This is a genomic window from Peribacillus sp. NPDC096448 (assembly GCF_044762675.1).
GTDB lineage: Bacteria > Bacillota > Bacilli > Bacillales > DSM-1321 > Peribacillus > Peribacillus frigoritolerans_B.
On the sequence record NZ_JBIWEU010000001.1, the window covers coordinates 355,311 to 375,950 of the forward strand.

The window sequence follows — 20,640 nt, forward strand, 5'->3', positions numbered from 1 at the left end:
GAAAGGAGTTCTCTTATCATGGTTCGATTTTGGTTGAAATGTACAGGGATTGTGCTCGTATTATTTTTAGGTGTTCTGATCGGGATGCAGCAAGCGAATGACGGGATGAAAAAAATGAAGGGGTATGAAGATCCCTCTTTGAATAGTGCATTCATCATTAACCAATCGGACCAAGGGGAGATGGAAGCGGATATCCTTGGTGAAAAAGTGACGAGTCATGATTTGGAGACGAAAAAAGAAAAGCTTGAAGAAATGAAAGCCTTCAACTTTTTCTCATCGATCGGCAAAACGCTTGGAGAGACTATATCAGGTGCCTTTCAAGCACTTATTGATATGATTTAGGTATGAAATGAGTTGAGTTGAGTGTGCCCTGACAAAAGGCTGCATCCGAATCCTGGATGCAGCCTTTTTTTATCCTTTGCCCTGCAATGATGCTTCTTTTGTAACTATTCTGTTGAATCTTGCATTTTCTATTGATATAATAAAAAATAGTGTATTGTGTCGACTAGTGGGAGTGAACGTCATGAATAGAGAAGAAAAATTAAAAAGACAATCAAAAATTCGTAACTTTTCCATCATCGCTCATATTGATCATGGTAAATCAACATTGGCGGATCGTATCATTGAGAAAACGAACGCCATGACTCAGCGTGAAATGAAGAGTCAGCTGTTGGATTCCATGGATTTAGAGCGTGAGCGTGGAATTACGATTAAATTGAATGCGATTCAATTGAAATATAACGCGAAAGATGGAGAAGAATACATCTTCCATCTCATTGATACACCGGGACATGTCGATTTTACGTATGAAGTGTCACGAAGCCTTGCAGCTTGTGAAGGCGCTGTCCTTGTTGTCGATGCGGCACAGGGAATTGAAGCCCAAACGCTTGCAAATGTGTATTTAGCTTTGGACAACAACCTGGAAATCATTCCGGTCATCAATAAAATTGATTTGCCGAGTGCAGATCCGGAACGGGTGCGCGGAGAAATCGAGGAAGTGATCGGATTGGATGCTTCCGATGCAGTTTTGGCTTCGGCTAAAGCCGGAATCGGAATCGAGGAGATTTTGGAACAGGTCGTTGAATTGGTTCCAGCTCCGAAAGGTGATCCAGATGCTCCTTTCAAGGCGCTTATTTTCGATTCACTGTTTGATGCGTATCGCGGTGTAGTTGCCTATATCCGTGTTGTTGAGGGTTCGGTTAAAGTGGGCGACAAAATCAAAATGATGTCCACTGGCAAGGAATTCGATGTCACCGAATTGGGTGTCTTCAATCCTAAGACCCAGCTTCTGGATGAACTGAACGTCGGTGATGTAGGTTTTCTTACGGCATCCATTAAAAACGTTGGTGATACGACTGTTGGTGATACGATTACAAGTGCCGTGAATAGTGCGACAGAACCATTGCCGGGTTACAGAAAGATGAATCCGATGGTATATTGCGGTTTATACCCGATTGACGCATCGAAATTCAATGATTTACGGGATGCATTGGAGAAACTGGAATTGAACGATTCAGCGCTGCAGTTCGAAGCGGAATCATCGCAAGCATTGGGCTTCGGTTTCCGTTGCGGATTCCTTGGACTCCTTCATATGGAAATCATCCAGGAACGGATTGAACGTGAATTCAAAATCGATCTGATCACCACTGCACCGAGTGTTATTTATGATGTGGTGCAAACGGACGGAACGGTCCTGCAAGTGGATAACCCGTCCAATATGCCCGATGCTCAAAAGATCGAACGTGTCGAGGAGCCATACGTCAAAGCGACAATGATGGCACCGACAGAGTTTGTCGGGGCCATCATGGAAATCTGTCAAAATAAACGCGGTAACTTCATTGATATGGAATATATCGATGAGACTCGTGTGAGCATTCATTATGAAATTCCATTATCGGAAATCGTGTATGATTTCTTCGATCAATTGAAATCCAATACAAGAGGCTATGCTTCATTCGATTATGAGTTGATCGGCTACAAACCGTCCAAGCTTGTGAAGATGGATATCTTACTGAATTCTGAAACTGTCGATGCTTTAAGTTTCATCGTTCATAAGGACTTTGCTTATGAACGCGGTAAAGTCATTGTTGAAAAACTGAAGAAATTGATTCCAAGGCAACAATTCGAAGTGCCGATCCAAGCGGCGATCGGTCAAAAAATCATCGCCCGTTCTTCGATTAGTGCAATGCGCAAAAACGTATTGGCTAAATGTTACGGCGGCGATATTTCCCGTAAACGTAAGTTGCTCGAAAAACAGAAAGAAGGTAAAAAGCGGATGAAACAAGTAGGTTCCGTTGAAGTTCCGCAAGAAGCTTTCATGGCTGTTTTGAAAATGGATGATACGACACCAAAAAAATAAATAAAATAAACGATAGTTAGAAAAAAGAGGGTAGAGGGGATCTAGCCTCTTTTTCTATCGACTCATTCGATTAAAAGGTTGTGAACACAATGATCAAAAGCGCCTACCTCCATATACCATTTTGTGAACATATTTGTCACTATTGTGATTTCAATAAAGTATTTTTGCAGGGACAGCCGGTCGACGAATATTTACAGATGATGAAAAGGGAAATGGTGATGCAGCTTTCCAAATACCCGACTGCAGGTTTGGATACGGTTTTCGTCGGTGGAGGGACACCGACCTCCCTGGATGAAAAGCAACTTGCATTCTTATGTGAAGCAATCAATGAAACCCTCCCCTTTGATCCCATGAAAGCTGAATATACATTCGAAGCCAATCCAGGGGATCTTTCAAGGGAAAAACTCGAGATCCTTTATGATTCAGGGGTCAATAGACTTAGCTTTGGGGTGCAAAGCTTCAATGATGAATTATTAAAGCGGATTGGCCGGACTCACCGGGCATCTGAAGTCTATGAAACGATTCATTTGGCTCAAGAGGTTGGCTTTACGAATATAAGCATCGACTTGATTTATGGATTGCCGGGCCAAACGATGGAAGATTTCAAGGATACGCTGGATAAAGCGATTGCCCTTCAATTGCCGCACTATTCCAGCTACTCACTGATCGTTGAGCCGAAAACGGTTTTTTATAATCAGATGCGAAGGGGTAAATTAAACCTGCCGCCGCAGGAGCTCGAGGCTTCGATGTATGAGAGGCTGATGGAAGAGATGGAGAAGCATGGTCTGCATCAATATGAAATCAGTAATTTTGCCCGAGCTGGGTTTGAAAGCAAGCACAACCTGACATATTGGGATAATGTGGAGTATTATGGGATTGGTGCCGGTGCACATGGCTATACTGGAGGTAAAAGGGTGGCCAATCATGGGCCTGTGAAGAAATATATCACTCCGTTGCTGGCGAACGAGCTGCCTGTGTTGGAAGAACACCCAGTTCCGCTTCATGAACGGATGGAAGAGGAGATGTTTTTGGGTCTCCGGAAAACGGAAGGAGTTTCATTGGAAATCTTCAAGAATAAATTTTTTGTAGAAATGACGGAGATTTTCAGGAAACCGCTCGAAGAAGGATCGGCAAAGGGTTTGCTTAAGGTGGAAGGCGGGTTTGTGCGCTTGACTGAGCGGGGCAAACTTCTAGGAAATGAAGTGTTCCAAACATTTTTAGGCGTGATTGATCCCGACTGAAGGAAATCAGTGTTATTTTAACGATGAATAAGCGGTTTTCATTGTTGACATCATAAGCTGCATTTGATAATTTATTAGTATATTAGCACTCGATGAGACAGAGTGCTAACAGAGGTGATCATACATGCTAACTGATCGTCAATTATTGATTCTACAAGTGATAATCGAGGATTTCATCCATTCTGCCCAGCCAGTCGGGTCACGAAGCTTGTCGAAGAAAGATGAAATTACGTTCAGCTCTGCCACAATTCGCAACGAAATGTCTGATCTTGAAGAAATGGGATTTTTAGAAAAAACCCATACATCTTCCGGTAGGATCCCCTCTGAAAAAGGGTATAGATATTATGTGGATCATTTACTTTCTCCTCAAGCTCCGAAAAAGAATGAAATGAAGATATTAAAATCCGTTTTTGTAGAACGAATTTATGAATTGGAAAAGATCGTTCAGAAGTCAGCGAAAATACTTTCGGAACTGACGAATTATACGGCAATTGTACTCGGGCCAAAAGTGAATGAGCATAAGCTGAAAAAAATCCAGATCATTCCTTTAAGTCCTGAAACGGCAATAGCCATCATTATTACGGATACAGGTCATGTGGAAAATCGAATGATTTCCTTACCGCCTTCTTTTGATATAAATGAAATTGAAAAGATGGTAAACATATTGAATTCCCGTTTGGTCGATGTTCCGCTAGTTGATCTAAAGGATAAGATCTATAAGGAAGTGGCAGTTCTATTGAGCCGCCACATTCATAACTATGGATCGATGGTCTCGATCCTTGCGGAGACCCTGACGGACACAAAGCCCGAAAAAATATTTTTCGGCGGGAAAACGAATATGTTGAGGCAGCCGGAGTTCCATGATATTGCTAAAGTAAGTACGCTTTTATCGATGATTGAGCAGGAACAGGGATTTTATGAACTAATTACTCAAAATCCATCGGGCATCCACGTCAAGATCGGCCGTGAAAATCAAAACACAGTGCTCGATGACTGCAGTTTGATTACGGCAACCTACTCAATCGGGCAGGAGCAAGTTGGCACATTGGCCATATTGGGTCCAACGAGAATGGAATATTCGAGAGTGATCAGTTTGCTTTCGTTTTTCTCGAAAGATTTAACGGCCCTGATGACAAAACTGTATCAAAAATAGTAGCAAAGGTAATATTGTTAAGGTGGCGGAGGAGTATATTCCGCGGCCTGGCATATTACTTTAGCATAAATTGTATTACCCTTTTAGGGAGGTGAGATTGTGACAGAAAATAAAAACGAAGAACAAACATTGGAAAATGAAACAATCGAGGAAAGCGCTGCAGAAGCAGTTTTCGCTGAAGAAGAAATTCCAGCGGAAGAAAACGATGGTCCGGTTGAAAAAGATGAACTTCAATTGGCTCAAGAAAAGATTGCCGAACTTGAGGCGAAAATCGAGGAAATGGATAACCGTTATCTTCGTCTGCAGGCCGATTTTGATAATTCAAGACGCCGTGCCAAGCTTGATATGGAGGCGGCTCAAAAATATAGAGTTCAAAGTATTGCTAGTGATTTAGTGGAGGCTCTTGATAATTTTGAAAGAGCTACAAAAATCGAAGCGGAAAATGAACAAACGAAATCCTTGCTATCTGGCATGGAAATGGTCTACAAAGCGATTACTGATGCATTGGCTAAAGAAGGCATCGAACCGATCAGTTCGGTTGGCGAAGAGTTCGATCCGCGTTTGCATCAAGCGGTCATGCAAGTTCAAGATGAAAACTTCGGTTCGAATATCGTCGTCGAGGAATTCCAAAAAGGATACCTTCTTAAAGACCGTGTGATTCGACCTGCAATGGTAAAAGTGAACGAATAAGATTTTTACATATAAATAATTGGGAGGTAGTGAAACTATGAGCAAGATTATTGGTATTGACTTAGGTACAACAAACTCTTGTGTATCTGTACTGGAAGGCGGGGAACCAAAAGTAATCCCGAATCCCGAAGGAAACCGTACGACACCATCCGTAGTGGCATTCAAAAATGGAGAAAGGCAAGTAGGGGAAGTGGCAAAACGCCAAGCGATTACAAACCCTAACACGATCATTTCCATTAAACGCCATATGGGTACCAACCATAAAGAAGTAATTGAAGGAAAAGAATACTCACCTCAAGAAGTTTCTGCAATCATCCTTCAATACTTGAAATCATACGCTGAAGAGTATCTTGGCGAAAAAGTTACTAAAGCGGTTATCACTGTACCTGCTTACTTCAATGATGCAGAACGTCAAGCAACTAAGGATGCTGGTCAAATTGCCGGCCTTGAAGTAGAACGTATCATCAACGAACCGACAGCTGCAGCACTTGCATACGGTTTGGATAAAACGGAAGAAGATCAAACGATCCTTGTATTCGACCTTGGCGGCGGTACATTTGACGTGTCGATCATGGAACTTGGAGACGGCGTTTTCGAAGTTAAGTCAACAGCTGGCGACAACCGTCTGGGTGGAGATGATTTCGACCAAGTAATCATCGATTACCTAGTTGAAGCATTCAAGAAAGAAAACGGAATCGACCTTTCAAAAGATAAAATGGCAGTTCAACGTTTGAAAGATGCAGCTGAAAAAGCGAAAAAAGATCTTTCCGGCGTAACGTCAACTCAAATTTCTTTACCGTTCATCACTGCTGGAGAAGCTGGCCCGCTTCACTTGGATGTAACGATGACTAGAGCTAAATTCGATGAGCTTTCTACAGGTCTTGTGGAACGTACGATGGGACCGACTCGTCAAGCATTGAAAGATGCTGGTCTTTCGGCATCTGAAATCGACAAAGTAATCCTTGTCGGTGGATCTACACGTATTCCTGCGGTTGTTGAAGCGATCAAAAAGGAAATCGGTCAAGAACCAAGCAAAGGTGTAAACCCTGATGAAGTCGTGGCTATGGGTGCTGCAATTCAAGGTGGCGTATTAACAGGGGATGTTAAAGACGTTGTCCTTCTTGATGTAACTCCACTTTCACTTGGAATCGAAACGATGGGCGGAGTATTCACGAAACTGATTGACCGTAATACTACAATCCCGACAAGTAAATCACAAGTATTCTCGACAGCGGCTGATAATCAAACGGCAGTTGATATCCATGTCCTTCAAGGTGAGCGTCCAATGTCAGCGGATAATAAAACTCTTGGTCGTTTCCAATTGAGTGACATTCCACCGGCACCGCGTGGAGTTCCGCAAGTTGAAGTGACATTCGATATCGATAAAAACGGTATCGTGAACGTTCGTGCGAAAGATCTTGGTACGAACAAAGAACAAGCGATTACCATCAAATCCTCTTCAGGCCTTTCTGATGAAGAAATCGAACGCATGGTACGTGAAGCAGAAGAAAATGCCGATAGCGATAAACAACGTAAAGAAGAAGTTGAACTTCGTAACGAAGCAGATCAATTAGTTTTCCAAACGGAAAAAACGCTTAAGGATCTAGAAGGTAAAGTGGACGAAGCGGAAGTAACAAAAGCGAATGAAGCGAAGGATGAACTGAAAGCTGCAATCGAGAAAAATGAGCTTGAAGAAATCCGCGTGAAAAAAGATGCACTTAACGAAATCGTTCAAGCTTTAACAATGAAGCTTTATGAAGAAGCGGCAAAAGCTCAGCAAGCTGGCGAAGCCGGTGCTGGCGAGTCTGCTCAAGACGATAATGTGGTTGATGCTGAATATACTGAAGTTAACGAAGAAGAGAAAAAATAAAAAGTGGTCCAAACGGGACACTGATATATTGGGCAGTATTTCTGCCTGCCATTGTAAAAAAGTCAAAGTCAGGTTATCTTGACTTTGGCTTTTTTTACAGTGAATGGAATCATTGTCGTGAAGTGTTGCAATCACTGATGGGGAATCGTGGGATTTTAGGGAAAAATGTGTGCAAATTGGGCCAGGCAATGCCATTTGCAAAAATGTGTTAAAGCCGTTTGTACTTTTCTAGTTGATTATTATCTTCGTTCAGTGATAATATTACCTTTATGTGAATCGAATCGGGAGTGGATTTTAGATATGAGTAAACGCGATTATTATGAGGTGTTAGGCCTTTCGAAAAGTGCTTCGAAGGATGAAATCAAAAAAGCGTATCGTAAGCTCTCCAAACAATATCACCCTGATATTAATAAAGCGGACGATGCTGCGGATAAATTCAAGGAAATCAAGGAAGCTTACGAAGTATTGAGTGACGAACAGAAAAAAGCCCATTATGACCAATTCGGACATACAGATCCCAATCAGGGCTTTGGCGGTCAGGACTTTGGCGGTTTCGGCGGTTTTGAAGATATTTTCAGTAGCTTCTTTGGCGGCGGCGGACGCAGGAGAGATCCTAATGCACCGCGTCAAGGGGCGGATTTACAGTATACGATGACGCTTTCGTTTGAAGAAGCTGCATTCGGAAAAGATACTGAGATCGAAATTCCGCGTGAAGAGAATTGTGGCACTTGTAAAGGATCCGGTGCCAAACCAGGTACAAAGGTGGAAAACTGTTCACATTGTCATGGAACCGGTCAATTAAATGTTGAACAAAACACAGCTTTCGGAAGGATTGTGAACCGGAGAGCATGTCACCATTGTCAAGGAACAGGAAAAATCATTCCTAATAAATGTTCAACATGCGGCGGCGACGGAAAAGTCCAAAAACGTAAAAAGATCCAAGTCAAGGTGCCAGCAGGAATTGATGATGGACAGCAGTTGCGCGTAACCGGCCAAGGCGAGCCAGGAATCAATGGCGGCCCGGCAGGAGACCTCTATGTAGTCTTCCATGTACGCAGCCATGAATTCTTTGAACGGGATGGCGATGATATTTATTGTGAAATGCCGGTTACTTTTGCCCAGGCAGCATTAGGGGATGAAATAGAAGTTCCGACGCTGCATGGAAAAGTGAAGCTGAAGATTCCTGCAGGTACACAAACGAGCACCCGTTTCCGTTTAAAAGGCAAAGGGGTTCCGAATGTCAGAGGATATGGCCAAGGAGATCAGCATGTGGTCGTATTAGTGGTCACGCCTAAGAAATTAACGGAAAAACAAAAGGACTTGCTTCGTGAGTTCAGTGAAATCAGCGGACAAGGTGTAGATGAACAAGATGATGGCTTTTTCTCAAAAGTAAAGCGTGCTTTCAAAGATAGGTGAATAAAAGTAAAAGAACAAATTGGGAGTTGGTAGATTATGAAGTGGTCTGAATTTGCAATCCAAACAACGAATGAAGCGGTTGAACCTGTTTCGAATATTCTTCATGAGGCAGGTGCGAGCGGTGTTGTCATTGAGGATCCTCTAGAATTAGTCAAGGAACGTGAAAATGTTTTTGGCGAAATCTACCACTTGAACCCAGATGATTATCCGGATGAAGGTGTAGTCATTAAGGCTTATCTGCCAGTTAACAGCTTCCTTGGCGATACTATTGATGCTATTAAGGAATCAATCAATAATCTCCTTCTTTTTGATATAGACCTTGGGAAAAATGTTGTTTCAATTAGTGAAGTGAATGAAGAAGAGTGGGCGACGGCTTGGAAAAAATATTATAACCCCGTCAAGATATCCGAACGTTTTACCATCGTGCCAACGTGGGAAGACTACACTCCAGTAAGCAGTGACGAATTGATCATTGAACTTGATCCAGGCATGGCCTTCGGAACGGGAACACACCCGACGACGGTCATGTGCATCCAAGCGCTGGAACGTACTGTATCGCCTGGGGATTTAGTCGTTGATGTAGGAACTGGTTCTGGTGTTCTAAGCATTGCAGCTGCATTATTGGATGCAAAACGAATCCAATCCCTTGATTTGGATGAAGTGGCAGTACAGTCAGCCAAACAAAACGTGGAAATAAATAACGTGCAGGATAAAGTGTCCGTGTCACAAGGCAATTTATTGGATGGTGTGAATGAACAAGCGGATATCGTCGTGGCTAATATTCTTGCCGAAGTGATCATGCGTTTTACGGATGATGTAGCGAAAGTCGTTAAACCTGGCGGACATTTCATCGCTTCCGGAATCATTCAAACTAAGAAACAAGATGTGAAGGAAGCGATTATAGCATCTGGTTTCACTGTTGAGGAAACGATCTTGATGGAAGATTGGGTGGCAATAATCGCGAAAAGAAATGCTTAATTGGAAAAGTTACTCTGATTATCGGGTTTTTTGATAGTCAGAGTACCTTTTTTTAGCTTGAATCTTTGCACGGCTTGCATTCTGGATTCTGACTGTTAGCCTGTGAGTTTTTTAGACTAGACGAAGTAGGTGGCAGTGTGCAACGGTATTTTCTTAATGAAGTAGATATCAATGGAAACACGGTGACGATATCAGGTGATGATTTTCACCATATCGCCAGGGTGATGAGAATGGGACCAGGGGAACGGATCATCACGGTGAAAAGTAATGGCATGACAGCTATCGCGGAAATTTCAGAAATTACTGATGATGCTGTAATAGGTACTGTAGCCGAATGGAAGAATGAAGAAAAGGAACTTCCTGTAAGGGTTGTGATTGCGAGCGGTCTGCCTAAAGGGGATAAGTTGGAATATATCGTTCAAAAGGGTACTGAACTGGGTGCCGTTGAATTTATCCCTTTTATTGCTGCTCGTTCGGTGGTAAAATGGGACCACAAAAAGGTAGGTAAGAAATTGGAGAGGCTCCAGAAGATTTCAAAAGAGGCGGCTGAGCAATCTCACCGCACGGTTATCCCTGCCATCAAGGAACCGATGACGGCAGATCAACTAGCTGGGTATGCTTCCGGTTTCGATCATAAATTAATCGCTTTTGAAGAAGAGGCAAAACGGGGGGAAACTTCGGTACTCGCTTCTGTCTTGAAAGATATTACTGCTGGGCAATCCATCCTATTCGTTTTTGGGCCTGAAGGTGGTTTAGCAGATAAGGAAATTGATAAACTGACTGATGCCGGTTTTATGGCTTGCGGTCTTGGACCAAGAATATTAAGAACTGAAACAGCACCTTTATATGCACTTTCCGCTGTTTCTTATCATGTAGAACTTTTGAGGTGATGAAAAATGGCAACGGTCGCTTTCCATACATTAGGCTGTAAAGTGAATCATTATGAAACAGAGGCTATATGGCAATTATTCAAAACTGGGGGATATGATCGTGTTGAGTTTGAAAATACATCAGATGTATATGTCATCAACACATGCACGGTGACAAACACTGGCGATAAGAAAAGCCGTCAGGTCATCCGTCGTGCCATTCGTAAGAATCCGAATGCCGTCATCGCGGTAACGGGATGTTACGCACAGACATCGCCGGCAGAAATCATGGCCATACCAGGTGTGGATATTGTTGTAGGAACACAAGACAGGGTTAAGCTCCTTGATTACATCGAGCAATTCAAGGTAGAGCGTGAACCAATCAATGCCGTAGGAAATATCATGAAAAACCGTGTCTATGAAGAGTTGGATGTACCTGCTTTCACAGACCGAACACGCGCTTCACTTAAGATTCAGGAAGGTTGCAATAATTTCTGCACTTTCTGCATCATCCCTTGGGCACGTGGCTTGATGCGTTCCCGCGATCCAAAAGAAGTCGTTCACCAGGCTGAACAGCTTGTCGAGGCAGGCTATAAAGAGCTAGTCCTTACCGGAATTCATACTGGCGGCTACGGGGACGATTTGAAAGACTATAATTTGGCGATGCTGCTGCGGGACTTGGAAAAAGTCGATGGGCTGAAGCGTATCCGTATTTCATCCATTGAAGCCAGCCAAATTACAGATGAAATCATTGAAGTGCTGACGAATTCGAAAAAAGTGGTACGTCATTTGCATATACCAATCCAATCGGGTTCCGATACAGTTCTAAAACGGATGAGACGTAAATATACGATGGATTTCTTCGGTGATCGAATCGAAAAGTTGAAAATTGCACTTCCGGGACTTGCTGTTACATCTGATGTCATCGTAGGTTTCCCAGGTGAAACCGAGGAAGAATTCATGGAGACATATAACTTTATAGAAAAATATAAATTCTCCGAACTTCATGTTTTCCCTTATTCAAAACGAACAGGGACTCCGGCTGCCCGTATGGGAGATCAAGTGGATGAAGATATCAAAAATGAACGCGTCCACCGTCTTATAACGTTGTCGGATCAGTTGGCAAAAGAGTATGCCTCCCGATTCGAGGGGGAAGTTCTGGAAGTCATTCCTGAAACGAAGTTGGAAAATGGCCTTTATGAGGGCTACACCGATAATTACATGAAAGTCGTCTTCCCGGCTTCGGAAGAAATGGTCGGTGAAATCGTCAAAGTGAAAATTACAAAGTCTGGCTATCCATTTAGTGAAGGTCAGTTCGTGACGGTCGTGAAGGATTTTCCGTTGCAACAAGCATCCAATATCTAAGACAGCGGTTAATCGCTGTCTTTTTTTTGATGTGTTTTCTTGGCTCTTTCGGGTAAAGACTATATATATCGTCAAAATGAATAAACTATGGTATCATGAGAGGTACGTACAACTAGTAATAGATTGTTTTTGAGGAGGATTTATTAATGTCACAAAATGTAGCAGGTTTAATTGACCACACGTTATTAAAAGCAGATGCAACCAAAGAGCAAATAAAAGTATTATGCGAAGAAGCGAGAGAGTATAACTTTGCTTCAGTATGCGTAAACCCAACTTGGGTGAAATATGCAAGTGAACTTTTGGAAGGTTCAGAAGTGAAAGTTTGTACGGTTATCGGCTTCCCTCTAGGTGCAAATACACCGGAAACCAAGGCTTTTGAAACGAAAGATGCCATCGCCAATGGCGCTCACGAAGTCGATATGGTAATCAATATCGGCGCATTGAAGGACAAGGATGATGAATTGGTAGGGCGGGATATTCGTGCTGTGGTAGCTGCATCCACTGGTAAGGCCCTTTCAAAAGTGATCATTGAAACTTCTTTATTGACCGATGAAGAAAAAGTCCGTGCATGTGAATTGGCCGTAAAAGCCGGATCGGATTATGTGAAAACATCAACTGGTTTTTCGACCGGCGGAGCGACAGTTGAAGATATCACGCTTATGAGAAAAACGGTTGGCCCGGATATCGGTGTCAAAGCTTCAGGCGGGGTCCGCAATACAAGCGATGCCCAGAAAGTGATTGAAGCTGGTGCTACAAGAATTGGAGCGAGTGCAGGTGTCTCCATCGTAAAGGGCTTAACGGCTGATTCCGATTATTGATATTGTAAGGACCTTATAATAAGTCCATGAAATAAAACAGGCGGAGAAAAATGAATTATTTTTTCTCCGCCTGTTTTTTATTGATTCCAATATAAATCGGATTGTAATTCAACTGGTAATAGCCCATGCCTTTGTTCATTGCGCCTATTCATTCATGAAAAAAAGAGGACCCGTATCATTTTTGGAACCCATAAATTCAAAAATAAGTGGATTTAGGGGGTATCAAGCAGGGAGTAAACGTGCTTATGTTTATGATGTCCATTCTTCCCCAGGAGCTACGCTGAAAGATGGACAGCCCTTATTTTTTTAAGAGTGGCCGATGCACCAAAAGAATGAGGTTGGAGAATTGCCGTGCGAATGGCAAGACGGCCAAAGAGGTCAAGATATTGAAAATGACACTGGCATGCGCGAGCTGTGTGCCTTTGTTTTCGGTGAAAAAGGCAGCAGTCCTTTCCAGGATGTCCACAAAAGGCAGGAATGCGGCAACCCCGATGACGTTCAGCCAAATATGTGCATAAGCTGTGAAGGCAGCTTGTCTGCCAGAACCGATGCTGGCCATGTATCCGGTGATGCAGGTGCCTATATTCGATCCGAGCATGATGATGATTGCCGAGGAGACAGATAACTCCCCATTCATCAAAAAGCTCATGGCTATCCCGATGGTTGCCGAACTGGAGTGAATGAGTGCCGTCAATAATATCCCCGCAAATAGGGCATAACTCATATGGCCCTCTATGTAATGGATGAGCGTTTGTATGGATGGATAGGCTGCAATCGGTGTCGAAAGCGTTTTAAAACCGCTCATCGCCGCGAAGATGGATGATATTCCGATCAAGGACATCCCTATGCTTCTCGGTAATGCTTTTGGCATGAAGCAAAGGAAAGCGCCGCTTACGGCACCGGGAATGATCCAACGATCCAAAGAGAACGTCATGAACTCTGCTGTAAAGGTGGAGCCGATATTCGTTCCCAGAATAATCCCGATTGTTTGCGGGAATGTTAAGCTTCCTGCGGAAACGAGGCCGACCGTCATGACCATGACCGCCGAGCTGCTCTGCAGGATCCCGGTAAAGATGGTTCCGGCCAAGAAGCCTTTCCATGGCTTATCCGTAACCTTTGAGAGAAAAGTTTTTAATGCTGCACCGGACATATTGAACAGTCCGATTCGTAAAACTGACATACCCGCCAAAAATATCGCAATGAATAAAATGAATAAAAATAGCTCATGCATGACTGTCACCTCTTAGTAAGCTTATGGCCCATCAACGGGAGACATGCTATAAATTGGATTTTCATGCAAGTTGAATCATCGTTAGTGAAAAATTATGATAATAACATGATTATATTCAAAATAAGTTTGATTTTATTGGTTGACCTGCTAAAGATGATATATTATAATTGTTTAGTACATGTATAACATGTTGACAACTTGAATTAGTGTGTTGTTTTCGGAGGGAGGGAAAGAGATGTCTAAAACCGTCGTTCGTAAAAACGAATCGCTTGAAGATGCTCTTCGTCGTTTCAAACGTACTGTATCTAAAGCAGGATCGCTTCAGGAAGCTAGGAAGCGTGAATTTTATGAAAAACCAAGCGTAAAACGTAAGAAAAAGTCTGAAGCTGCAAGAAAACGTAAATTCTAAGAGAGGGTGGAAAGATGAGTCTTCTCGAGCGTTTAAATAATGATATGAAACAAGCGATGAAGAACAAGGAAAAGGACAAACTATCTGTTATTCGGATGCTGAAAGCTTCTATTCAAAACGAAGCCATGAAGCAGAGACAAGATTTAACAGATGATGAAGAATTGACAGTGCTCTCTCGCGAATTAAAACAACGCAAAGACTCCCTCCAGGAGTTTGAAAACGCAGGTCGTTCAGATCTCGTGGATAAAGTCCGCACCGAACTAGTATACGTAGAGGCATATATGCCTCAGCAACTTTCAGAAGAAGACATTTCTAAAATCGTTAAACAAACGATTTTAGAAGTCAATGCAACATCCAAAGCAGATATGGGGCGAGTTATGGGAGCTTTAATGCCTAAAGTTAAAGGTAAAGCGGATGGTTCTCTAGTAAACAAATTAGTACAACAACATCTATCTTAAACTCTAAACTTAAAACTCGAAACCTAACCGCAGGCAACTTGCCTGTGGTTTTTGTGTATTTCATGAATTTTATGCGTATATTATTGAAACGAAGCCAAGATAATAGGGGCACTTTTAATTTTATTTGCTTTTTTTGAAACCTTTTTCATATACATACGTAATAACTAAAGAACAGGGTAAAGGGTTGCTTCATTTGCTCCTTATTCGAATTTTAGTTGCGGGCTGAATTTATTGGTAGGTTCCTGGGTATAGGGGCGCTTACCGCGTTTAATACGGGAAAGGGGGCGTTCCGTTGAAAATTTGGCGTTATTTATCTGTACTCTTATTTGGATTGCTGTTCACCATGTCTTCTTTTGGGGGTTCGACGGTATCTGCAAACGAGAAGATCGTTTACCATGTACCAATTGAAGAGACGGTGGAAAAGGGACTCTCGGCCTTTTTGGAACGCGCACTGACCACTGCTGAAGCAGCTGATGCAGATCTTGTCGTTTTCGAGGTGAATACCCCTGGAGGTGCTGTGGATGCAGCAGGGGAAATTGCAAAGTTACTGTCCGATTCACCAATCAAGACAGTTGCCTACGTCAATAACAGGGCTTTATCTGCTGGGGCATACATTTCTCTAAGTGCAGATGAGATCTATATGGTTCCGAGTGCCACCATGGGATCTGCGGCTGTTATTGATTCAACGGGGAACGCTGCAGGTAAGAAAGCGCAATCTTATTGGTTGGCTGCCATGAAAACTGCTGCTGAACAAAATGGGCGTGATCCCATATACGCCCAGGCGATGGCGGATGTTGACATCGATCTACCCGAATATGGAGCTGAAAAAGGGAAGTTGCTGACATTTACAGCCGAACAGGCAAAAAAGGCTGGATATAGTGAAGGCACCGTCTCTGGGAAAGCGGAGCTGTATAGTATACTTGGAGTTGAAGATGCTGATATTCGGTCAATCGAAGAAAGCTTTCCTGAGAAACTTGCCCGCTTTTTGACCAACCCGATCGTCGTTCCCATTTTATTGACGATAGCGGGAATCGGGATTGTGATGGAATTGTTTTCACCTGGTTTTGGAATTCCGGGGGTCATTGGAATCACCAGTCTTGTCTTATTCTTCTATGGTCATCTTGTCGCCGGTATCACCGGATACGAATCGTTAGCGATGTTCATCATTGGGGTCATTCTCGTACTAATTGAATTTTTTATCCCAGGGGGGATTATCGGGCTGCTCGGGTTTACAGCGATAGTGGGGAGTCTGTTCCTCGCGACAGGTGATCCGGTCCATATGACGATCTCCTTGCTAATTGCGGTCACCGTATCCATTTTGGTATTCATCCTACTTGTAAAGGTGTTTGGAAAACAGATGAAATTTTTCAGGAAAATGATATTAACCGATGCAACAAAAACGGAACAAGGATATGTCAGCAATCCGAATCGTTTGGATTTATTAGGTGCAGAAGGGAAGGCCCTAACAGATTTGAGGCCTTCAGGAACAGCTTTGGTCAAAGAAGAAAGAGTGGATGTCGTGTCCGAAGGAAGTTTTATTTCCAAAGGTTCGACAATCATTATCGTTAAAGTTGAAGGATCAAGGGTAGTCGTCCGGGAAATTCCGGATTCAAATTAAAATCAAAAGATACAGGAAGGATGAATCATTTAGTGATAACTTCAGGAACGATATTTATTGTACTGGCAGTGATTGCTGCTATCATCGTATTGGCAGTGTTTTTCACATTCGTACCAGTAATGTTATGGATTTCTGCTTTAGCGGCAGGAGTCAAAATCAGCATATTTACATTAGTTGGGATGAGGCTTCGCCGTGTTATACCAAGCAGGGTCGTCAACCCTCTTATCAAGGCCCATAAGGCTGGAATCAATGTTTCAACGAATCAATTGGAGAGCCATTACCTTGCAGGCGGTAATGTCGATCGAGTGGTAAATGCATTAATTGCTGCAGAACGTGCCAATATCGTACTGCCTTTCGAACGGGGTGCAGCTATTGACCTTGCTGGCCGTGATGTACTGGAAGCCGTTCAAATGAGCGTTAACCCGAAAGTTATCGAAACTCCATTCATCTCTGGTGTGGCGATGAATGGTATTGAAGTGAAAGCGAAGGCAAGGATCACGGTCCGAGCCAATATTGAACGCCTGGTCGGTGGTGCCGGTGAAGAGACGATCATTGCCCGTGTAGGTGAAGGGATCGTATCGACGATCGGTGCTTCGAAAATGCATACGGATGTACTGGAGAACCCCGATTTGATTTCAAGAACGGTTTTATCGAAAGGGTTGGATTCAGGAACGGCATTCGAAATTCTATCCATTGATATCGCTGAAGTGGATATCGGTAAAAATATCGGGGCCATATTACAGACGGACCAAGCCGAAGCCGATAAGAAAATAGCCCAGGCAAAGGCCGAAGAACGACGTGCAATGGCTGTTGCGCTTGAACAGGAAATGGTTGCCCGTGTTCAGGAAATGAGAGCGAAGGTTGTACAATCCGAAGCGGAAGTTCCATTGGCCATGGCCGATGCACTGAAAAGCGGAAACCTTGGAGTGATGGATTATATGAATATCCAAAATATCACGGCCGATACGGATATGCGCGATTCCATCAGTAAAATATCAGACAATCCAAAAGATAACAACAATAACCATAATAATAATTAGGTCAGGGAAGGAAGGTCTTTAAATGGGAGATTTTATTGATTTCTTTCTCGAGAACCCATTCCTTATCATTGTCTTGATCGGTATTTTATCGTCCATGTTAGGAAAGAAAAAACAGCCTCAAGATCCTAACACGCCTCCGAAAAAGAAATGGCAGGAGGTAATGCAGGAGCTTCAAGGTGAAATGCAGCAAGGGAATCAGCAGCAAAGACCTGCACCTGCTCCCGTAAGGAAAGTCGAACAGCAGGCAGCTCAGGCTGCAGAAGTGATCGATGAGACGAAGAACGAAGCGAACAAAAGGATTGCGGAGCTTAGACGGCTACAGCAGAAGTACGATCAAGAGCGTTTGCATCAAAAAGCGAAGGCGGATCAACTTAGATCAACGATTTCTGATAATAACAGTCCGGTCTATCGCAAAGGACCGACTTTTGGCAAAAAGCAGCTGATTGATGGCATCATCATGTCAGAAGTGCTGGGACCGCCAAGAGCGAAGAGAAGTCTTCATAGGTCCAGAAGGTGATTCGGAGCCCCGGGCTTTTTTTAGAGCGTCATTAAATGAGCATGAAAAAATAGACTTTCATTCACTTATAATTTTGTGCTAGAACCCTCTTTCATTTCATACATTGAGATGAAAGGGGGTTCTTTTTTATGGCACGCAATTGGGGAAAAAAAGTGAAACAGCTTATGACCAAAACAATGGACCTTCCGCAAGATGTCATGATGGACCTGCCGCGAATTACAATGATCGGACAATTACATATTTATATTGAAAACCATCGTGGCTTATTGGCTTTCACAGACAGCGAAGTACGATTGATGCTGAAAAATGGGCAGTTGCTGATAAAGGGAAATGCCTTTGTCATAAAGACGATTTTGCCGGAAGAAATCATGCTCGAAGGCAAAATTGACAAGGTTTATTTTATCAATGAATGATCCCGGGAGGTCTCCATGAAAAACCAATGGACAAACTATTATACAGGCTATGTAAAGGTGAAGGCTTATGGAAAAGGTGCAGAACGGTTGATTAATATGCTGACGAGAAGGGGGCTTCATATCTGGGAAGTGAAGCGTGTCGGAAGTGAATCCCTGATTTTCCATATGGATATCAGGGATATCCCCAAACTCCGTCAGGTCATGCGTAAGAGTGATTGTAAAGTAAAATTCATGCAGGGAAAGGGTTTCCCTTTCCTGATGAAGAGAGTCATGAAAAACAGCGGTTTTTTAGCGGGGATGATCGCTTTCCTGCTTTGCATTTTCGTGCTTTCCAATATGGTATGGGGCATTGAGGTTCAAGATGCCAAACCTGCAACCGAGCATGCCATCCGGAAAGAATTGGACAAGATGGGCGTGAAGATCGGTAAAGTGCAATTCTTTGTTGATGATGTGGATACGATTCAGCGTAAGCTGTCGGACCGGATTGGTGCATTGACATGGGTGGGGGTTGAGCTAAAGGGGACGACATATCATTTTAGGGTTGTGGAAAAACGGCAGCCTAAAGAGGTCGAGAAAACATCTCCACAGAATTTGGTAGCATCAAAAAAAGCGATCATCACTGATATGTTCGTTGAAAAAGGACAATCTATTGTTAATGTGAATGATTATGTAGGAAAAGGACAACTTCTTGTATCAGGGTTGATTGGAAAAGAGGATAAACAGGAAATTGTATCCGCAAAGGGAGTAATAAAAGGGAAAACGTGGTATAAAGCGAAAGTGGAGGTTCCGTTAAAAACCAAGTTTTCTGTTTTTAACGGGGATGAAACGAGCAAGCACTTTTTGAAAATGGGGGGCTTTTCCCTTCCGGTATGGGGTTTCAAGGATCCGGGATATGAAAAACAGGAAAAGGAAACGACAGTGAGGCCTTTTCACTTTCTTCAATGGGAATTGCCTATTTCTTATAAACAAGTGACCTTAAGGAGCAAGGAAGATATTGTACGAAGTTATACGGAGAAAGAAGCCGTTGAGGAAGGCAGGAAAATGGCTAAAGCGGAATTAAAAAAACATTTAGACGAGGAAGATGAAATCGTCGAGGAAAAAATTTTGCACGAAAGCATGGAGAATGGTAAAGTTAAATTATCTATACATTACCAAGTTATTGAAGATATAGCGATTGGACAGCCAATCATTCAAGGAGACTAACGAATGGCAGATGATGTGAAAGTAATTAAGCTCGAAATCGAATCACCCAATGAGGCGATCGCTTTATTGGGCAATGGAGATTCAAATGTAAAAGTGCTCGAAGAGGAACTTGGCATTTCCGTCATAACCCGAGGCGAAGCGGTGAGTGTTGCCGGGGATATCGAGCGGGTAACGATGGGGGAGGAAATCCTCAAGGCATTATTGACAGTGGTCAGAAAAGGAATTGCGATCAGTTCAAGAGATGTGCTTTATGCAATTGAATTGGCAAGAAAAGGCACATTGGAGTATTTCGGTGAATTATATGATGAGGAAATCGCTAAAACGGCTAAGGGGAAATCCATTAAAGTCAAAACAATCGGGCAGAGATACTATATCCAGGCAATAAAGAAACAGGATCTTGTATTTGGAATTGGGCCTGCCGGAACCGGGAAGACCTATCTTGCTGTAGTGATGGCCATCAATGCTTTGAAAAATGGACATGTTAAACGGATCATCCTGACACGGCCTGCCGTCGAAGCAGGGGAGAGCCTTGGTTTTCTGCCTGGTGATCTGAAGGAAAAGGTAGATCCTTATCTAAGGCCGTTGTATGACGCTCTCCATGACCTCCTAGGGATGGAACAGACGCAAAGGATGATAGAGCGCGGAACGATCGAAATAGCTCCCCTGGCTTATATGAGGGGGCGTACGCTTGAAGATGCCTTTGTCATATTGGATGAAGCCCAGAATACGACGGAAGCCCAAATGAAGATGTTCTTGACCAGGCTTGGTTTCGGATCGAAAATGGTCATTACGGGAGATCGGACCCAGATTGACCTTCCAAAAGGTATGAAGTCAGGTCTTGTCCGGGTAGAAGAGATATTGAAGAATGTTAAAGGCCTTTCCTTTGTTTATTTTGAACAAAGTGATGTAGTAAGACATCCGCTTGTCGCCAAAATCATCACTGCTTACGAGCAGGCGAAGTCATAAGAAAAAATCCGCCATTTCAATCGGCG

The 20,640-nt window shown here is 43.0% G+C and carries 20 protein-coding genes; 19 read left to right on the forward strand and 1 reads right to left on the reverse strand.

All coding sequences use genetic code 11. From position 1 onward, the window contains the following. Positions 1 to 18: 18 nt before the first annotated feature. From ACIQ0C_RS01745 to deoC, 11 genes are all read left to right on the forward strand, one after another. Positions 19 to 342: a YqxA family protein gene (locus tag ACIQ0C_RS01745; protein ID WP_053535740.1), complete on the forward strand. Its 324-nt coding sequence runs from the start codon at positions 19 to 21 to the stop codon at positions 340 to 342. A 181-nt stretch (positions 343 to 523) separates the two neighbouring features. Further along, complete coding sequence (gene lepA, locus ACIQ0C_RS01750) at positions 524 to 2,359, forward strand: translation elongation factor 4 (RefSeq protein WP_402835091.1); 1,836 nt, start codon at positions 524 to 526, stop codon at positions 2,357 to 2,359. Positions 2,360 to 2,448: 89 nt separating this feature from the next. After that, positions 2,449 to 3,600: a radical SAM family heme chaperone HemW gene (gene hemW / locus ACIQ0C_RS01755; protein WP_403056358.1), complete on the forward strand. Its 1,152-nt coding sequence runs from the start codon at positions 2,449 to 2,451 to the stop codon at positions 3,598 to 3,600. Positions 3,601 to 3,724: 124 nt separating this feature from the next. Further along, entirely contained in the window at positions 3,725 to 4,753 is a 1,029-nt protein-coding gene (hrcA, locus tag ACIQ0C_RS01760; RefSeq protein WP_076365204.1) for a heat-inducible transcriptional repressor HrcA, read from the forward strand. Between the two features lie 99 nt (positions 4,754 to 4,852). Further along, positions 4,853 to 5,443: a nucleotide exchange factor GrpE gene (gene grpE / locus ACIQ0C_RS01765; RefSeq protein WP_402835089.1), complete on the forward strand. Its 591-nt coding sequence runs from the start codon at positions 4,853 to 4,855 to the stop codon at positions 5,441 to 5,443. 37 nt (positions 5,444 to 5,480) lie between these two features. Next, on the forward strand, positions 5,481 to 7,313 hold the full coding sequence (gene dnaK / locus ACIQ0C_RS01770; protein ID WP_034308533.1) for a molecular chaperone DnaK: 1,833 nt from the start codon (positions 5,481 to 5,483) through the stop codon (positions 7,311 to 7,313). Positions 7,314 to 7,613: 300 nt separating this feature from the next. Next, complete coding sequence (dnaJ, locus tag ACIQ0C_RS01775; protein WP_402835087.1) at positions 7,614 to 8,729, forward strand: molecular chaperone DnaJ; 1,116 nt, start codon at positions 7,614 to 7,616, stop codon at positions 8,727 to 8,729. Positions 8,730 to 8,765: 36 nt separating this feature from the next. Further along, positions 8,766 to 9,707, forward strand: a complete 942-nt coding sequence (gene prmA, locus ACIQ0C_RS01780; RefSeq protein ID WP_402835086.1) for a 50S ribosomal protein L11 methyltransferase — start codon at positions 8,766 to 8,768, stop codon at positions 9,705 to 9,707. Between the two features lie 137 nt (positions 9,708 to 9,844). Then, positions 9,845 to 10,597, forward strand: a complete 753-nt coding sequence (locus ACIQ0C_RS01785) for a 16S rRNA (uracil(1498)-N(3))-methyltransferase (protein WP_402835085.1) — start codon at positions 9,845 to 9,847, stop codon at positions 10,595 to 10,597. Between the two features lie 6 nt (positions 10,598 to 10,603). Continuing rightward, entirely contained in the window at positions 10,604 to 11,941 is a 1,338-nt protein-coding gene (mtaB, locus tag ACIQ0C_RS01790; protein ID WP_403056362.1) for a tRNA (N(6)-L-threonylcarbamoyladenosine(37)-C(2))-methylthiotransferase MtaB, read from the forward strand. 146 nt (positions 11,942 to 12,087) lie between these two features. Next, positions 12,088 to 12,759, forward strand: a complete 672-nt coding sequence (gene deoC / locus ACIQ0C_RS01795; RefSeq protein WP_403056365.1) for a deoxyribose-phosphate aldolase — start codon at positions 12,088 to 12,090, stop codon at positions 12,757 to 12,759. Positions 12,760 to 13,057: 298 nt separating this feature from the next. Here deoC and ACIQ0C_RS01800 read toward each other — a convergent pair whose 3' ends face one another. After that, positions 13,058 to 13,990, reverse strand: coding sequence for a Na/Pi symporter (locus ACIQ0C_RS01800; RefSeq protein ID WP_402835082.1), 933 nt, complete (start codon positions 13,988 to 13,990; stop codon positions 13,058 to 13,060). Between the two features lie 235 nt (positions 13,991 to 14,225). Here ACIQ0C_RS01800 and rpsU point away from each other — a divergent pair, with 235 nt between their 5' ends. The 8 genes from rpsU to ACIQ0C_RS01840 all read left to right on the forward strand — a co-directional run bounded on the left by rpsU (position 14,226) and on the right by ACIQ0C_RS01840 (position 20,614). Further along, positions 14,226 to 14,399 (forward strand): 30S ribosomal protein S21, encoded by a 174-nt coding sequence (gene rpsU, locus ACIQ0C_RS01805; protein ID WP_028391853.1) that lies wholly within the window; start codon positions 14,226 to 14,228, stop codon positions 14,397 to 14,399. A 14-nt stretch (positions 14,400 to 14,413) separates the two neighbouring features. Further along, on the forward strand, positions 14,414 to 14,857 hold the full coding sequence (locus tag ACIQ0C_RS01810) for a GatB/YqeY domain-containing protein (protein ID WP_403056368.1): 444 nt from the start codon (positions 14,414 to 14,416) through the stop codon (positions 14,855 to 14,857). 343 nt (positions 14,858 to 15,200) lie between these two features. Further along, positions 15,201 to 16,475, forward strand: a complete 1,275-nt coding sequence (locus ACIQ0C_RS01815; protein ID WP_402835482.1) for an NfeD family protein — start codon at positions 15,201 to 15,203, stop codon at positions 16,473 to 16,475. A gap of 50 nt (positions 16,476 to 16,525) precedes the next feature. After that, positions 16,526 to 17,515, forward strand: a complete 990-nt coding sequence (floA, locus tag ACIQ0C_RS01820; RefSeq protein WP_402835481.1) for a flotillin-like protein FloA — start codon at positions 16,526 to 16,528, stop codon at positions 17,513 to 17,515. Positions 17,516 to 17,537: 22 nt separating this feature from the next. Beyond that, on the forward strand, positions 17,538 to 18,032 hold the full coding sequence (locus ACIQ0C_RS01825) for a hypothetical protein (RefSeq protein ID WP_403056371.1): 495 nt from the start codon (positions 17,538 to 17,540) through the stop codon (positions 18,030 to 18,032). A 128-nt stretch (positions 18,033 to 18,160) separates the two neighbouring features. Continuing rightward, positions 18,161 to 18,445, forward strand: coding sequence for a sporulation protein YqfC (gene yqfC, locus ACIQ0C_RS01830; RefSeq protein WP_034308511.1), 285 nt, complete (start codon positions 18,161 to 18,163; stop codon positions 18,443 to 18,445). A 15-nt stretch (positions 18,446 to 18,460) separates the two neighbouring features. Next, positions 18,461 to 19,648, forward strand: a complete 1,188-nt coding sequence (gene yqfD, locus ACIQ0C_RS01835; protein WP_403056374.1) for a sporulation protein YqfD — start codon at positions 18,461 to 18,463, stop codon at positions 19,646 to 19,648. A gap of 3 nt (positions 19,649 to 19,651) precedes the next feature. After that, positions 19,652 to 20,614 carry a PhoH family protein gene (locus ACIQ0C_RS01840; protein ID WP_034308506.1) on the forward strand — a complete coding sequence of 321 codons (963 nt, stop codon included), beginning with the start codon at positions 19,652 to 19,654 and terminating at the stop codon, positions 20,612 to 20,614. Positions 20,615 to 20,640: the final 26 nt, after the last annotated feature.

Coding starts and splice junctions, on each gene's coding strand:
- ACIQ0C_RS01745 (WP_053535740.1), top strand. CDS start 19: ATGGTTCGATTTTGGTTGAAATGTACAGGGATTGTGCTCGTATTATTT.
- lepA (WP_402835091.1), top strand. CDS start 524: ATGAATAGAGAAGAAAAATTAAAAAGACAATCAAAAATTCGTAACTTT.
- hemW (WP_403056358.1), top strand. CDS start 2,449: ATGATCAAAAGCGCCTACCTCCATATACCATTTTGTGAACATATTTGT.
- hrcA (WP_076365204.1), top strand. CDS start 3,725: ATGCTAACTGATCGTCAATTATTGATTCTACAAGTGATAATCGAGGAT.
- dnaK (WP_034308533.1), top strand. CDS start 5,481: ATGAGCAAGATTATTGGTATTGACTTAGGTACAACAAACTCTTGTGTA.
- dnaJ (WP_402835087.1), top strand. CDS start 7,614: ATGAGTAAACGCGATTATTATGAGGTGTTAGGCCTTTCGAAAAGTGCT.
- prmA (WP_402835086.1), top strand. CDS start 8,766: ATGAAGTGGTCTGAATTTGCAATCCAAACAACGAATGAAGCGGTTGAA.
- mtaB (WP_403056362.1), top strand. CDS start 10,604: ATGGCAACGGTCGCTTTCCATACATTAGGCTGTAAAGTGAATCATTAT.
- deoC (WP_403056365.1), top strand. CDS start 12,088: ATGTCACAAAATGTAGCAGGTTTAATTGACCACACGTTATTAAAAGCA.
- ACIQ0C_RS01800 (WP_402835082.1), bottom strand. CDS start 13,990: ATGCATGAGCTATTTTTATTCATTTTATTCATTGCGATATTTTTGGCG.
- rpsU (WP_028391853.1), top strand. CDS start 14,226: ATGTCTAAAACCGTCGTTCGTAAAAACGAATCGCTTGAAGATGCTCTT.
- ACIQ0C_RS01810 (WP_403056368.1), top strand. CDS start 14,414: ATGAGTCTTCTCGAGCGTTTAAATAATGATATGAAACAAGCGATGAAG.
- ACIQ0C_RS01815 (WP_402835482.1), top strand. CDS start 15,201: ATGTCTTCTTTTGGGGGTTCGACGGTATCTGCAAACGAGAAGATCGTT.
- ACIQ0C_RS01825 (WP_403056371.1), top strand. CDS start 17,538: ATGGGAGATTTTATTGATTTCTTTCTCGAGAACCCATTCCTTATCATT.
- yqfC (WP_034308511.1), top strand. CDS start 18,161: ATGGCACGCAATTGGGGAAAAAAAGTGAAACAGCTTATGACCAAAACA.
- yqfD (WP_403056374.1), top strand. CDS start 18,461: ATGAAAAACCAATGGACAAACTATTATACAGGCTATGTAAAGGTGAAG.
- ACIQ0C_RS01840 (WP_034308506.1), top strand. CDS start 19,652: ATGGCAGATGATGTGAAAGTAATTAAGCTCGAAATCGAATCACCCAAT.